The sequence below is a fragment of the Micromonospora sp. NPDC051296 genome (assembly GCF_040682255.1).
GTDB classification, from domain to species: Bacteria; Actinomycetota; Actinomycetes; order Mycobacteriales; family Micromonosporaceae; genus Micromonospora; species Micromonospora craterilacus.
In genome coordinates, this window is the sequence record NZ_JBFBAO010000176.1 from 1 (window position 1) to 13,885 (window position 13,885).

Below are 13,885 nucleotides of genomic sequence, written 5' to 3' on the forward strand. Positions count from 1 at the left end.
GGCGTCGGTCAGCAGGAACACCTTGGCCGGGCGGCCCCGCCCCCGGTGACCGCGTACGGTCTGCTCGCGGGCGACCACGTCACCGTCAGCGTACCCGCGGGGCCGGCGATGCCGGCCCGCGGCTGGCTGCCGGTCACGGTGCCGGGCGTGCCGGCCGGCTGGCGCGACCTGCACGACCGGTTCGGCTCGATGCCCTTCGCCGACCTGTTCGTCGACGCCATCGGGTACGCCGAGCACGGCCACCCCGTCTCCACCGCGACCGCCACCGCCTGGGCCCGGGCGGTCGCCGGGCACGCCGGGCTGACCGGCCCGGAGTACGCCGAGTTCGCCCAGGTCTACGCACCGGCCGGCCGGGCGCCGCGCCCGGGGGAGCGGTGGGGCAACCCGGGCGCGGCGCGGACCCTCCGGTTGATCGCCGAGAGCCGGGCGGAGGAGTTCTACCGGGGGCGGATCGCCGCCGCCCTGGCCGAGCACGCGGCCCGTACCGGTGGGCTGCTCACTGTCGACGACCTGGCGGCACACGCCTCCAGTTGGGTCGAGCCGGTGTCGGTGCGCTACCGGGGACACGAGGTGTGGGAGCTGCCGCCGAACGGGCAGGGCTTGGCCGCGCTGCTCGCTTTGGGCATTCTGGACGGGTTCGAGCCGGGTGCGGCGGCGCAGTGGGTGCACCGGCAGATCGAGGCGGTCAAGCTCGGCTTCGCCGACGCGCACGCCCACGTCGCCGACCCCGATCGGATGCCGGTGCCGACGGCGGCGCTGCTCGCGCCCGGTTACCTGGCGGCCCGTCGGGCGGGCATCAATGAGGAAGCCGCCGACCCGGTGGCCGGCGAGCCGGAGCGCGGCGGGACGGTCTACCTCTGCACGGCCGACGCGGGCGGCATGATGGTCAGCCTGATCCAGTCCACCTATTTGTCCTTCGGTTCGCACGTGGTGCTGCCCGGGTACGGCTTCGCGCTGCAGAACCGTGGCCTCGGCTTCCGGCTGGATGCCGCCCACCCGAACGTGGTCGGCCCGGCGAAACGGCCGTTCCACACCATCATCCCCGGCTTCCTGACCAGGGACGGGACGCCGGTCGGGCCGTTCGGGGTGATGGGCGGGCACATGCAGCCGCAGGGCCACGTGCAGTTGATCTCGGCGACCCTGGACGCCGGGCTCGACCCGCAGGCGGCACTCGACGCGCCACGGTGGTACTGGCACGCCGGCCGGTCGGTGCTCGTCGAGGAGCAAATGGCCACCGGGCCGGGTGGCCCGGACCTCGTCGCCGACCTGCGCACCCGGGGCCACGAGATCGCCGTCGCGCCCGAGCCGACCGTCTTCGGGTACGGCCAGGCGATCTGGCGCCGCGCCGACGGCGGGTACGTCGCCGGCTCGGAGTCCCGGGTCGACGGGGGAATCGGCGGCTTCTGACCCACCGCCGGTACGGGCGACCGCGACCGCCACTTCCCGCTGGTTCAGCCGGCGGGGGCGTGGTCGCGGTCGCGGAACGTGGTGCGGTAGGCGTGTGGGGTGGCGCCGACCCGGCGGGTGAAGTGGTGCCGCAGGGCGGCGGCGTCGCCGAACCCGGACCGGTCGGCCACCGCCTCCACGGTCAGCCCGGTCTCCTCCAGCAGCCGCCGGGCCACCAGGACCCGCTGGTTGGTCAGCCACTCGTGCGGAGTGGTACCGGTCTCCGCGCGGAACCGGCGGGCGAACGTACGCGGCGCCATGCCGGCCCGGGCGGCCAGCTCGTCGACGGTGATCTGCCGGTCCAGCCGCCCCATCAGCCATTCCAGTACCGGCTCCAGGGTGGGTGCCTGCGGTGCCTTCGGGATCGGCGCCTCCACGTACTGGGACTGCCCGCCGTCGCGGTGGGGCGGTACCACCATCCGGCGGGCCAGTCGGGTGGCGGTGGCCGAGCCGTGCTCCTGGCGTACCAGATGCAGGCAGGCGTCGATGCCGGCGGCGGTGCCGGCGCTGGTGAGCAGCCGGCCGTCCTGCACGTAGAGCGAGTCGCAGCGGACCCGGGCGTCCGGGTGCCGGCGCTGCAACTCGTCGACGTGCCGCCAGTGGGTGGTGCACTCCCGGTCGTCGAGCAGCCCCGCCTCGCCCAGCAGGTACGCACCCGCGCACACGCTGAACAGGTACGCCCCCCGGTCGGCGGCCCGGCGCAGTGCGTCGTGCACCGCCGGCGGCGCGGTGGTGGTGGGGTCGTGCGCGGGGACGGCCACCAGATCCGCCTCCTCGACCGGGCCCAGGTCAGCGTTCGGCACCAGGTGGAAACCGGCGGAGGTGCGCACCGTGGCGCCCTGCGGACTGCACACGTCGAAGCGGTAGCCGGGCAGGCCGTCGGCGGTGCGGTCGGTGCCGAACACCTCGGCGAGCACGCCCAGCTCGAACGGGGCGACCCCGTCCAGGACGAGTACGGCGACGGAGCGGAGCATGTGACGAGGGTAACCGCCCGGGTGGCGGAAAATCGAGCATGGATGGCATTCCTGCCACTGTCCGGCCTCTGGCGAGGCGCGCAGACTGGCATGAGTCCGGTGCGCACCGGCGGCGTCAAACCACCAGCAAACACGCGAAAGCGAGCGCCGCCATGGGATTCCTGTTCCTGCTGCTCTTCGTCCTTTTCCTCGCCCTGGCCTCGGCCGTCGGGATGACCTCCGACAGTCGGGACTCGGCCGACTGGAAGCCGTCCGACGGTGGTCGCCGGTGGCGATCCCGCCCCTGCTGAGGCGATTGATCCACTTCGCCCGAAAAACCCGGGCCCGGGCCGCCTCGAAAGGGGCGGCCCCGCCGACGGCCCACCCGGGGCGTACGGCAGGCTAGGGTCATGGCTGACGGCTCCTGGTACGACGCCGACATCGACCACGTGATCATTTCCGAGGCGCAGATCCGCGAGAAGACCGCGGAACTGGCCAAGCAGGTCTCCGCGGACTACGCCCACGTCTCCGACGGGCTGCTGCTCGTCTGCGTGCTCAAGGGAGCGGTCATGTTCATGGCCGACTTCGCCCGGGCGCTCGGCCGCCAGGGTCCCCCCGCCGAGCTGGAGTTCATGGCCGTCTCGTCGTACGGGCAGGGCACCACCTCCTCCGGGGTGGTGCGCATCCTCAAGGACCTCGACCGGGACATCGCCGGCCGGCACGTCGTCGTCGTGGAGGACATCGTCGACTCCGGGCTGACCCTCTCCTGGCTGCTGCGCTACCTGGAGTCCCGGTCCGCGGCGAGCGTCGAGGTGGTCGCGCTGTTCCGTAAGCCGGACGCGGTCAAGGTGCAGGTGCCGGTCAAATACGTGGGCTTCGACATCCCGACCGAGTTCGTCGTCGGGTACGGTCTCGACTTCGGCGAGCGCTACCGCGAACTGCCGTACGTGGGGGTGCTCAAGCCGGAGGTCTACGCCCGTTCCTGACCTGGCCTTCGTCCGGCCCCGGTGCCTCCGGTGCCCGCCGGCCCGCCCGGCCGCCGGTCCGGTCGACGTTCAGCCGGCTTTCAGCTGATCGGGCTACCGTTGAGCGCGGTGGTGGGGAGAACCGCTCCCGACCACGCCGGTTGACTCCCGGTTCGCCCTACGCGTAAGTGCTGGGCTCGCCAGCTCACATCCGTCGCGCACGGTGTACCGTCGAATGACCGTGGCGCGACAATTCGTGCCCGGGGTCGAGGCCGGCCCGCACGGCGGCTCCGGCAGCCGCTTAAGTGGCGACACCCACAGTCGGTCAGGACGTCGATCAGGAGGATGCGGGCGTCTCGGCGCTCGACAACAGCATGGAACGTACGCGTTTCTTCCGCCGACCGGTGTTCTGGGTCATCCTGGTCATCCTCGGCGCCGTCGTGCTCAGTCAGTTGTTCACCGCTGGTCCCAGCTACCACCGGGTGGACACGTCCGTCGCGCTCGACCAGCTCAACAAGGGCGGCATCGACAAGGTCGTCTTCCAAGACAAGGAACAGACGATCCAGCTTGAACTGGCCGAGGAGGCCCAGTTCGACAAGACCACCACCAAGCTGATCGAGGCCCAGTTCCCGTACGAGGTCGGCAACGAGGTCTGGAACCAGGTCCTCGACGCCAAGGCGAACAACCGGGTCACCGGGCCGGCCGACACCGAGGTGTCGTCTGACAGCATCTGGGTGAGCCTGCTGGTCAACCTGCTGCCCATCGTGCTGCTCGTGCTGCTGCTGCTGTTCTTCATGTCGCAGATGCAGGGCGGCGGCTCCCGGGTGCTCAACTTCGGCAAGTCCAAGGCCAAGATGATCACCAAGGACACGCCGAAGACCACCTTCGCGGACGTCGCCGGGGCCGAGGAGGCCGTCGAGGAGCTGCACGAGATCAAGGACTTCCTGCAGAACCCGGGGAAGTACCAGCAGCTCGGCGCGAAGATCCCGAAGGGCGTACTGCTCTTCGGCCCGCCCGGCACCGGTAAGACGCTGCTGGCCCGCGCGGTCGCCGGCGAGGCCGGGGTGCCGTTCTACTCGATCTCCGGTTCCGACTTCGTGGAGATGTTCGTCGGTGTCGGCGCCAGCCGGGTCCGCGACCTGTTCGAGCAGGCCAAGGCGAATGCCCCCGCGATCGTCTTCGTCGACGAGATCGACGCCGTCGGTCGACACCGTGGCGCTGGCATGGGCGGCGGTCACGACGAGCGCGAGCAGACCCTCAACCAGCTGCTCGTCGAGATGGACGGCTTCGACGTCAAGGGCGGCGTCATCCTGATCGCCGCCACCAACCGGCCGGACATCCTCGACCCGGCGCTGCTGCGACCGGGCCGGTTCGACCGGCAGATCCCGGTCGACGCCCCCGACATGGAGGGCCGCAAGGCGATCCTCCGGGTGCACGCCAAGGGCAAGCCGTTCACGCCCGACGTCGACCTCGACTCGGTGGCGAAGCGGACGCCGGGCTTCAGCGGCGCCGACCTGGCCAACGTGATCAACGAGGCCGCTCTGCTGACCGCGCGCAAGGACCAGCGGGCGATCAGCAACGAGTCGCTGGAGGAGTCGATCGACCGGGTGATCGCCGGCCCGCAGCGGCGTACCCGGGTGATGAGCGACCAGGAGAAGAAGATCACCGCGTACCACGAGGGTGGGCACGCGCTGGTCGCCTGGGCGCTGCCGCACGCCGCGCCGGTGCACAAGGTGACGATCCTGTCGCGTGGGCGCTCGCTGGGCCACACCCTGGTGCTGCCCACCGAGGACAAGTACACCCAGACCCGCGCCGAGATGATCGACACCCTGGCGTACGCGCTGGGCGGCCGGGCCGCCGAGGAACTCGTCTTCCACGAGCCCACCACCGGTGCCGGCAACGACATCGAGAAGGCCACCCAGCTGGCCCGCGCGATGATCACGCAGTACGGCATGAGCTCCAAGCTCGGCGCGATCAAGTACGGCACCAGCGGCGACGAGCCGTTCCTCGGCCGCAACATGGGCCACGAGCGGGACTACTCCGACGTCGTCGCCGCCGAGATCGACGGTGAGATGCGGGCGCTGATCGAGCTGGCCCACGACGAGGCCTGGGAGATCCTGGTCGAGTACCGGGACGTCCTGGACAACATCGTGCTCGAGCTGATGGAGAAGGAAACCCTCTCCACCGCCGACATGGCCCGGATCTGCGCCCGGGTGGCCAAGCGGCCGCCGATGGCTCCGTACAACGGCTTCGGCAAGCGGCGGCCCTCCACCGAGCCGCCCGTGCTCACCCCGGCGGAGAAGGAGGCGCTCAAGGTGCAGGCCGAGGCCGACGGCGCACAGGCCGCGGTCGGCGGAGCGAGCTCGAACAACTCGGACGGTTCGCACTGAGCACCGACGACACGGCGGCCGGTCCCCAGCAGCAACGGGGGCTGGCCGCCTCCGCCACCGAGCCCGACACCGACGCCGACAGCCTCGACTACATCGCCGCGCGGCTGGTCAACGGCCGGCTCACCGGCCGTCCGGTCGAGGACACCATGGACCTCGGCCGGATCGAGAAGGCGGTCCGCGAGATCCTGATCGCGGTCGGTGAGGACCCGGACCGCGACGGCCTCCAGCAGACCCCGGCCCGGGTGGCCCGGGCGTACGCGGAACTCTTCGCCGGCCTGCGGGTCGACCCGGCCACGGTGCTCACCACCACCTTCGAGGCCAACCACGAGGAACTGGTCCTGGTCCGGGACATCGACGTGATGAGCCTCTGCGAGCACCACCTCCTGCCGTTCCGGGGCAGCGCCCACATCGGCTACATCCCCGGGCCCGACGGGCGGATCACCGGCCTGTCCAAGCTGGCCCGGCTGGTCGAGGTCTTCGCCCGCCGGCCGCAGGTGCAGGAGCGGCTCACCTCCCAGATCGCGGACCTGCTGATGGAGCGGCTGGCGCCGCGCGGCGTGGTGGTCGTCCTGGAGTGCGAGCACATGTGCATGGCGATGCGCGGCATTCAGAAGTCGGGTGCCAAGACGATCACCTCGGCGGTGCGTGGCACTCTCCAGCGAGATGCCAAGTCCCGCGCCGAGGCGATGGCCCTGATCATCCCCCGCTGACCGGCGGGACGCCGCCCGCTAGCCGCTCGTCATTCCGCCGACGGCCGACCACCCGGCCGGCCCGTCACGCGGCCAGCATCGCCAGGACGATCCCGGCGGTGGTCACCACCGCCGGGACCAGGCAGACCAGCGCGCCGAAGCGGGGCGTCCGGTCCACCCGCTCGCCGGGTCGGGGCGGGAACAGCCGCCCCACCGCGAGCCAGCCCAGTCCGAACGCGACCGCCGGTGCCGGCAGCCCCACCACCAGCGCCAGGACGGTCAGCGGGCTGGTGCCGGCGAGCAGGTGCACCACCACCAGGAGCAGCGGAGCGAGGAGCCCCAGCGGCCCGTACACCAGCAGGTTGCGCGGCCGGGACGGCCAGTGCGCCACCCGGGACAGGCCACGGGCGGCGAGCGTGTCGTCTGCGGCGTACGCCCAGCGCCGGGCATCCCGCAACGCCGCCAGCACCGCCGCTGGCCCGCCAGCCATCGACCGGCTCGCCTCGGTCAGCTCGGGCGGCGTCGGCATCAGCGAGATCGGTGGTACGCCCAACTCGCGCAGCCGAGCCTCCTGCGGCGCCAGCCGGGTACGAACCGCAGCCAGCTCATCCCGGGCGGCCTGGACATTGCGGGCCTGTTCGCCGGCGGCGGTCGCCGCGTCACGGCGTACCCCGTCGAGCTGGCGGGCGGCGGCCAGATAGTCGGCCCACGCGGCCGGCACCGGATCCCCGGTCGGGGCGGCCGGCGTGCCGGCCGCTCGCTGCCGGCCCGGTCCGACGGTCGCGGCCGTCGACTGGCTGCGGGTCATGCCGGCTCACCGTCCTCGTCATCCGGCGCGTCGTAGGGCACCAGCACGACGCCGCGCTCACCGGGGCCGTCCCACAGCACCACCCGGTCGGGCCGGGGCCGCCACTCCACCGGTCGACCGAACAGCGGCGTGAGCTGGGCACCGGGTACGCCCGCCACCGCCACGGCGGTCAGCTTGTCGACTGTCTCCTCTGGCCCGACCAACGCCGCGAACGACGGCACCGTACGCCACCAGCCGAGCAGGTGCTGCCCGGCCGGTGGACCGTCCCGCAGCAGCATCCGCAGCCGTGGCGGCGGCAGCTGCTCCGGCGGCGCCACGTCCAGGCCGAAGACCACCAGGTAGGCGGGCTCCCCGGCGTCCACGACGGCGAGCAGCCCGGCGAGGTCCACGGTGTCCACCGGGTGCCGCTCGGCCAGTTCGGCCGCGAGATCGTCGGCCAGCGGCCGCGCCTCGGCGTCCGGCGCGGCCACCACGAACCGCGCCGTACCCGGCGGGTGATGGACCGCCGTACTGCCGGCAACCGTCGCCAGCAGCCGGGTCGCCTCCGGCCGGGGGCCGAGGACGGCGAGGTTGCGCCCGGCGGCTGGCCCGAGTGGCACGGCCGCCGTGCTCCGCGCGGCGTCCACCACTCGTCCCAGCAGTGCCGCCGGGGCCAGCGCCTGTCCGGCCACGGCCGCCCGGTAGCGGGGATCGTTACGCAGCAGCGGGCGGGCGTATCCGGCGAAGACCACCGGCGGTCCGGAGCCCTCGGTGCGGGCCGCCCAGAGCCGGTGCCGCAGCCGCTCCACGGCGTCCGGCTCGTCCGGTGGATCGGGGAAGCGGACCATCCGCTCGTGGCCCCGGATCGCCCCCCGTGGACCACCGAGGCCGCCGGCGGTGTTCACCACTGCGCTGCCCACCGGCAGCCCAGCCGCCGAGTCGTTGGTCGGTTCCAGCACCGCCCCGCCGCCGGGCAGTGCCACCCGAACCGGGAACTGGCCGAGCAGCGAATCCCGCTGCCCGCCGTCGGTGCGGGCCCCCAGGCCCAGGTCACCCTCGCCAGCCAGGATCAGATGCACACCGTACGCCCGACCGGTCCTGGTCAGCGCGTCCAACCGGGCGGCTGCGTCGGCGGCCAGCCGGTCCCGCTCGGCGAAGAGCAACGGCAGGTTCTCCACCACACAGACGACCCGGGGCAGGGGACGGTGCCGGCGCAGCTCGGCGAAGCGTTGACCACCGGCCCGGGCGGACGCCTCCGTACGCCGTTGCACCTCGGCCGTCAGCTGGTCGAACAGGTCCAGCACGTACTCCCGGTCGGCGGCCATCGCCGCGGCCCGGACCTGCGGGATCCACGACCGGTCCCGCTCGGTCTGGAGGAATTCCGCGAAGGACTCGCCCTCGCCGAGGTCCACCAGGTACAACGACAGCTCGTCCGGGCCGTACCGGGCGGCGAGACCGAGCAGAGCGGTGGTCAGGAAACTGGACCGGCAGGCCCGGGACCGGCCGCTGACCAGCCAGTGCGGGGTCAGCTCGGCGAACCCGAGGGAGACCGGCCGGCCACCGGCGTCGCCGACCGTGGTGCTCATCCCTTCGGTCGCGTCCGCCTGCCACAGCTCGTCCTCCGGCGGTGGCAGCAGGCCGGCCAGGGACAGCCGGCTGCCGGCCTCGATCTGGGCGGCGAGCCGCCGGCAGACGGTCTCGACCAACTCGGCCGGCGGATCCGGTTCGACGAAGACCGGCGAGTTCAGCCCTCCGTCGGTGCCGGCGACGGCGAACGCGGCTCCGGGTGGATCGCCGACCAGCGCGTACGCGGTGCGCATCGCCACCCTCGTGGCACCGGGCAGGGGCTCCCGGCCGGCCGGCGGCCAGCCCGCGACGATCAGGTGCAGCCCGGCGGCCGGCCCCTGCTCGGCGAGCGTCTCGATCCGGGCCAGGTCGGTCGGCCCGGTCCGCTCGGGCAGCGCGGCCACCACCAACAGCAACGACCGGTCGTGCCGGCGGGGACCGGACGAACCCGGCGTCACCCACTGCTCCGCCTCGGTCAGCACGGCCCGCAGCCCGGCGGCGTCGGTGGCCGGCGGGGAGAGCACCCCGGCGTCACCGAGCGCCGCGAACGGTGCCAGCGTCGCACCGGTCGCGTCCACCGCCCGGACCAGCAGCGCCCCGGCGGGCGTCGCCGCCACCAACCGCAGCAGTACGGCCCGCAGCAGCCCGGCCACCCGTGGATCGCGTACGTCGGTGTCCACCGTGAGGTGACCGGCGCCGAGCAGGGGAACCAGCGCGGGGAAACGGGCATCGTCCAGCGGCGCGGCGGTGCCGACCCGGACGAAGGGTGGCGGACCCTCCCCGGCCGGGGCGGCCGGCTCGACGGCGTCCAGAGTGGCACCCGCCCAGCCGGGTGCGAGGACCGCAGCCGCGGCCCGCAGCCGCTCGGCCAGCGCGTACTGGCGGCGCTGGTCGGCCGGGGCGGGACGGGTCTCGTCGAGGACGGTGGCCGCTGCGGCGACCGTCGCGGCAGCCCGGCGGTGCAACGCGGCGGCGCGGAGCGTCCGTGCCTTCGGACCGCCCACCGTGTCCACCCCCTCCGCCCGAGGTCGGCACCCACTCGCCGAGCACGCACGACGGTATCCCAGCGGACCCCCGTGCTCCGGGATGTGCGGCGGCGATGCGCCGGTGTTGTCGTGAATCTCACCGGTCGGCAGGGGTCCGTCACGATCTGCTGAATCTGGGGCATTGGGTCTACCGCGTCCAGCCGATAGCCTCAGGGGGTGGAATCAGTGCCGCCCCCCGCCGGTTCCCAGGTCTCCCGCGTACCGGCGCAACGGACCCCGCCGGAGGAGTTGGCGCCGCCCGCGATCGCGCCGGCCCCACCGCCGCCCCGGCGGCGGCTTCGTACGGTGCTGACGGTGGTCGCTGCAGTGCTCGCGGTATCGTGCGTGGGCGGAGGAGTGACCGGCTACCTCCTCTACGACCGCGCCACCACCCCCGACCGCAGCTCCCCAACCGTGGTTGTGGACAGCTACCTGCGGGCGTTCCTGGTGGACCACAACGACGTCCGAGCCGACCTTTTCGCCTGCGATGACGGCACCAACCTGGAACAGCTTCGCCTACTAAGAAGCGATTTGGCGGCTCGCGAGGAGCGTTTCGGGACCAATATGTCGATTAGTTGGGGAAACGTTCTGGCAGAGCGGGATGGCAACAAGGCCGAAGTGCGAGTCGAGCTTTTGTTCTCCGCTCGGGTCGACGGCATCAGACAGTACGACCGGCAGTCGTGGACGTTCACCACTCGCTTAGACGAGGTGTGGCGGGTCTGCTCCGGGGTGATGGACGACTGACCCTACTCGACCCACAGCAGATGGACGGGGACTTCCAGAGTGGTCGGCGGCTGGCCGCGCCAGGCCCAGCGATACCACTCCACCTCCGGTGCGACTCGAACGCAGATATCGCCCTCGGTGCCCGAGTAGGTCTCGGTGACGGCCCGCAGGTCGCGGTGCTCAACGGTGTCGACCATGTGGACGACCCGCCTGCCGGTGACCGCGTCCGCCTCGAAAACCGGCGTCGGTGCCCGGTGTGCCGGAGCGTCCAGGGAGACCAGTCGAATGCTGCTGCCCTCCGCTGACGCCGGTGTCGCTCGCGAGCCCACCGTCTCGACCCAGACCCGCTCGACCGGCACCAGCGGCGCGAAGACCTCCACCTGGTCGGACTCGGCGCGGTACCACTCGTGCTCCGGGATGACCGGGACGTAGGTGCGACTGTTCTGCACCACCCGTTCGTCGGCTCTTAGGTCACCCCGCCAACCCAGGCCGGGCAGCCCGACCAGCACGCGCTGCCCGCGCAACTCGACGCGCCCGGCGGCCGGGACGATCTCGATCGGGCGGGGTGGCTGCGGTGCCCAGTCCGGCTGGTCGGCGAAGGGGTCGGGCATCGGGCCGGTCATGGCGGTCGGCGCCTCACCCGATGCTCCGCAGCGGCGCGCCCTTCGCCCGCATGAACGGCACTGGATCGATGGCGCTCCGGCTGTTGCGGTCGCCGTCGGTATGCACCTCGAAGTGCAGGTGCGGCCCGGAGGAGTTGCCGCTGCTGCCCACCTCGCCGATCACCTCACCGGCCTGCACGGTGTCCCCTTCGGCGACGCGGGGACGGCTGACCATGTGACAGTAGCGGGTCACGATGCCCTGGGCGTGCAGCACGTCGACGAACCACCCGCAGCCACCCTTGCCCGGCCAGCCGTCCACGTCACAGCTGTGCCGGCCGCTCCGGTCCGGGTCGCAGTCGGAGAACACGACGCGGCCGGATGCCGCGACCCGGATGAGGGTGCCCTTCGGCGCGGCAATATCCACTCCGTTGTGTCCGGGACGGCTGGCGGTCCGGAAGCCGGAGCCGACGCCGCCCGGAATGGGGGCGGTCCAGCCGGAGGCGGCGATCTCACCCGACGCAGCGGCGTCGCACACCTCCTGCCCGGCGATCAGCGCCGTCCGGGCCGCGCCGCCGGCCAGCGCGTCGACGATGCGCGAGGCCAACTCCTCGTGCTTGGCGTACGCGTCCGGAAAGGCGCTGATCTGGACCCGCTGAGCGGCCACGGTCAGCGGCAGCTTCTCCCAGTCGGGCACGTCGTCGAGCTTCTCGTAGAACTTGCGGGACGTGTACGCGGGGTTCATCCGCTCGGCGACGGTGCCCCAGGACGGGCGTTGCTGGAACAGGCCGACCGAGTCGTGGTCGGCACCGACACCCTCGTGGGGAATGTCCTGTGACTCGCTGACCGTACGGTTGGCCAGGTTCAGCAGCCGGGATTCCTGCATGGCGGTCGCCACCGCGATCACCCAGCCCCGCGGTGGCACCTTCATCTCCTGGCCGACCTTGATGATCACCGCGGCATTGCGGAGCTGACGTTCGCCGTACTGGGGGAATCGGGGCATCTTGCCGGTCACGTTGACCTCGAAGTCCCCGGTGCACTCCATGCTCGCCGGGGTTAACTGCTCGGCCCCGTCGCCGCCCAACTCGGTGAGGAAGAAGGCGCCGGCGCCACCGGTGCAGCAGAGCAGCGCGAGTGTCGCGGTGAGCGCGGCGGCGAGCGCGCCGACCCGGATCGGCCGGCGGCGCGGGCGGTTCTCGTCACTCATGCCTGCTCCCAGTCCACGGCGTCCACCAGCCATCGCCCGTCCGGCGCCACCAGTTCGAGCCGGAGCCCGCCCGTGTCGAGCGGAATCAGCGCCTCCACGAAGGTCTCGCTGCGTGGACGTACGGTCACGTCGCCCGTCACCTCGCCGGCCGGCACATCTGCTGGCTCGGCGCCGGCGAGCTTGTCGGTGAGGGCGTCGGTCGACAGGGGACGCAGGCCCCCGCGCCAGTTGGCGGCAGACCGGCCGGGCGCGCCGAGCCAGGCCGCGACGAAGCGCTCCGCGACCTGCTTCGGGGTCGGTTCGCCGGGGCGGGTGACCGGCGACGGGGCGGTGGTCGTGGAGATCGCGCCGTCGTCGCCGGTGGTCGGATGCACGGTGGTGATCGGCTCGGACGGGCGGTTGCTCAGCCCGGCCAAGGGGTCACCGGGGCCGGCGACCAGCCGGGCCGCCCCCACCACGCCGAGAATCAGCACGGCGATGCCGAGGGCGACCCCCAACCGAGATCGCAGTAGCCGGGTGACTAGGAACTCGACGGCCCGTCGCACCGCGCTCACCGTGCCTCGGAGCGGATCCGGGGCGCTGGCTTCTCGGGGGCCCGCTCTGCTGAACCCGGGCGGTAGATGGCGAAGGACGGGTTCTCATCCGGCACGTCCGGCTCGGTCCACGAGGCGGGCTGCCGGCGGCGCGGTCGAGGCGCGACGGGTCGGCCTTCGGGGCGTCGCTCCTCCGCCGGGGCGGGGGCACCGGTGGCCTTCCGTCCGTCCCTACGTTCCGAGGCGGCTGGTGCGCCGCTCGGGACCGGGTCCGGCCGGGCCTCTGGACGAACCTTGGGCTGCTCGACCGGCGCTGCTCGGCGCCGTCCCACGGTCGGCTCCGTCGTGCCACCGGGTTCGGCGATGTCGAGCCGGGCAGCAGTGCGCATGTCCCGGAAAAACCGGCGATGCCAGGAGCCGGCCGAACTGACCGCCTCGCTACTGTCCTTGCCGCCGAGTTGGGTGATCCGCCGGTACGGACGCAGCAGCAGCCAGCCGACCACGCCGCACAGCCAGACCAGCACCACCTGAAGCCAGCCGGGCAGGGTGGCCGTGCTCATGATGAGATCGACCGCGAAGAGGTAGATGGCGGCCCCGGTGCCGAAGATCGCGATGTTGAAGATGGCGGCCACCACCGCGTTGCCCAGCCGGCGCAGACCGGCGCTGGCCGGGCGGAGCAGGCCGATCGTGCCCAGGATCGGCGCGGCGATCACCGCCCACCGGAAGATCAGGAAGCCGAGCAGCACGAGCAGCGAGGCGGTCAGGTCGAACATCGCGAACAGGAGGGCGGCGAGTACGGCGATGAATCCAGCCCCTACCCGGTCCATGTCTCGTACGCCCTGCAGATACTCGTACGCCTCCGGGTCTTCCCGCTCGATCTGCGCAGCCACTGTCATCCACTGCTGCTCGTCGGCGTTGAGCGCGCGGAGCGCCGGCTGCCCGTCGAGCCAGTCGGCGAGCTTGGCCAGCGGCACGCTGACGTCACCGAAGTGCTCCGTGACC

At 72.5% G+C, this 13,885-nt stretch carries 12 protein-coding genes and 2 pseudogenes; 6 read left to right on the plus strand and 8 right to left on the minus strand.

Annotation, left to right across the window (positions count from 1 at the left end; genetic code table 11):
• Positions 1-90 (minus strand): annotated as a pseudogene (locus tag AB0M52_RS19110) (transcriptional regulator); the annotation flags it as partial.
• A gap of 18 nt (positions 91-108) precedes the next feature.
• Here AB0M52_RS19110 and AB0M52_RS19115 point away from each other — a divergent pair.
• Positions 109-1,407 (plus strand): gamma-glutamyltransferase, encoded by a 1,299-nt coding sequence (locus AB0M52_RS19115; protein WP_363955165.1) that lies wholly within the window; start codon positions 109-111, stop codon positions 1,405-1,407.
• Between the two features lie 44 nt (positions 1,408-1,451).
• Here AB0M52_RS19115 and AB0M52_RS19120 read toward each other — a convergent pair whose 3' ends face one another.
• Positions 1,452-2,420 (minus strand): helix-turn-helix domain-containing protein, encoded by a 969-nt coding sequence (locus AB0M52_RS19120; RefSeq protein WP_363955168.1) that lies wholly within the window; start codon positions 2,418-2,420, stop codon positions 1,452-1,454.
• Positions 2,421-2,572: 152 nt separating this feature from the next.
• Here AB0M52_RS19120 and AB0M52_RS19125 point away from each other — a divergent pair, with 152 nt between their 5' ends.
• From AB0M52_RS19125 to folE, 4 genes are all read left to right on the plus strand, one after another.
• Complete coding sequence (locus AB0M52_RS19125; RefSeq protein WP_363955171.1) at positions 2,573-2,710, plus strand: hypothetical protein; 138 nt, start codon at positions 2,573-2,575, stop codon at positions 2,708-2,710.
• A gap of 99 nt (positions 2,711-2,809) precedes the next feature.
• Positions 2,810-3,385 (plus strand): hypoxanthine phosphoribosyltransferase, encoded by a 576-nt coding sequence (gene hpt / locus AB0M52_RS19130; protein WP_363955174.1) that lies wholly within the window; start codon positions 2,810-2,812, stop codon positions 3,383-3,385.
• Between the two features lie 353 nt (positions 3,386-3,738).
• Complete coding sequence (gene ftsH / locus AB0M52_RS19135; RefSeq protein WP_363955190.1) at positions 3,739-5,754, plus strand: ATP-dependent zinc metalloprotease FtsH; 2,016 nt, start codon at positions 3,739-3,741, stop codon at positions 5,752-5,754.
• Positions 5,755-5,795: 41 nt separating this feature from the next.
• Positions 5,796-6,464, plus strand: a complete 669-nt coding sequence (folE, locus tag AB0M52_RS19140) for a GTP cyclohydrolase I FolE (protein WP_363955193.1) — start codon at positions 5,796-5,798, stop codon at positions 6,462-6,464.
• Positions 6,465-6,528: 64 nt separating this feature from the next.
• On the opposite strand, the gene AB0M52_RS19145 is transcribed toward folE, so the two are convergent.
• The gene (locus tag AB0M52_RS19145) at positions 6,529-7,251 is read right to left on the minus strand and encodes a hypothetical protein (protein ID WP_363955176.1); all 723 of its coding nucleotides are present in this window, start codon (positions 7,249-7,251) and stop codon (positions 6,529-6,531) included.
• Complete coding sequence (locus tag AB0M52_RS19150; RefSeq protein WP_363955179.1) at positions 7,248-9,809, minus strand: FtsK/SpoIIIE domain-containing protein; 2,562 nt, start codon at positions 9,807-9,809, stop codon at positions 7,248-7,250. The genes AB0M52_RS19145 and AB0M52_RS19150 overlap by 4 nt, the downstream gene beginning before the upstream one ends.
• Before the next feature lie 198 nt (positions 9,810-10,007).
• Between AB0M52_RS19150 and AB0M52_RS19155 the strand changes: the two genes are divergently transcribed.
• Positions 10,008-10,565, plus strand: a complete 558-nt coding sequence (locus AB0M52_RS19155) for a hypothetical protein (RefSeq protein WP_363955196.1) — start codon at positions 10,008-10,010, stop codon at positions 10,563-10,565.
• A gap of 2 nt (positions 10,566-10,567) precedes the next feature.
• Here the strand turns inward: AB0M52_RS19155 and AB0M52_RS19160 are convergent, their stop codons facing one another.
• The 4 genes and pseudogenes from AB0M52_RS19160 to AB0M52_RS19175 form a co-directional block, all read right to left on the minus strand.
• The gene (locus AB0M52_RS19160; RefSeq protein ID WP_363955181.1) at positions 10,568-11,167 is read right to left on the minus strand and encodes a hypothetical protein; all 600 of its coding nucleotides are present in this window, start codon (positions 11,165-11,167) and stop codon (positions 10,568-10,570) included.
• A 13-nt stretch (positions 11,168-11,180) separates the two neighbouring features.
• The gene (locus AB0M52_RS19165) at positions 11,181-12,350 is read right to left on the minus strand and encodes a M23 family metallopeptidase (protein WP_363955184.1); all 1,170 of its coding nucleotides are present in this window, start codon (positions 12,348-12,350) and stop codon (positions 11,181-11,183) included.
• Complete coding sequence (locus tag AB0M52_RS19170) at positions 12,347-12,904, minus strand: hypothetical protein (protein ID WP_363955187.1); 558 nt, start codon at positions 12,902-12,904, stop codon at positions 12,347-12,349. Before AB0M52_RS19170 ends, AB0M52_RS19165 begins: the two co-directional genes overlap by 4 nt.
• Positions 12,901-13,885 (minus strand): annotated as a pseudogene (locus AB0M52_RS19175) (MFS transporter); the annotation flags it as partial. The gene AB0M52_RS19170 and the pseudogene AB0M52_RS19175, both read right to left, overlap by 4 nt.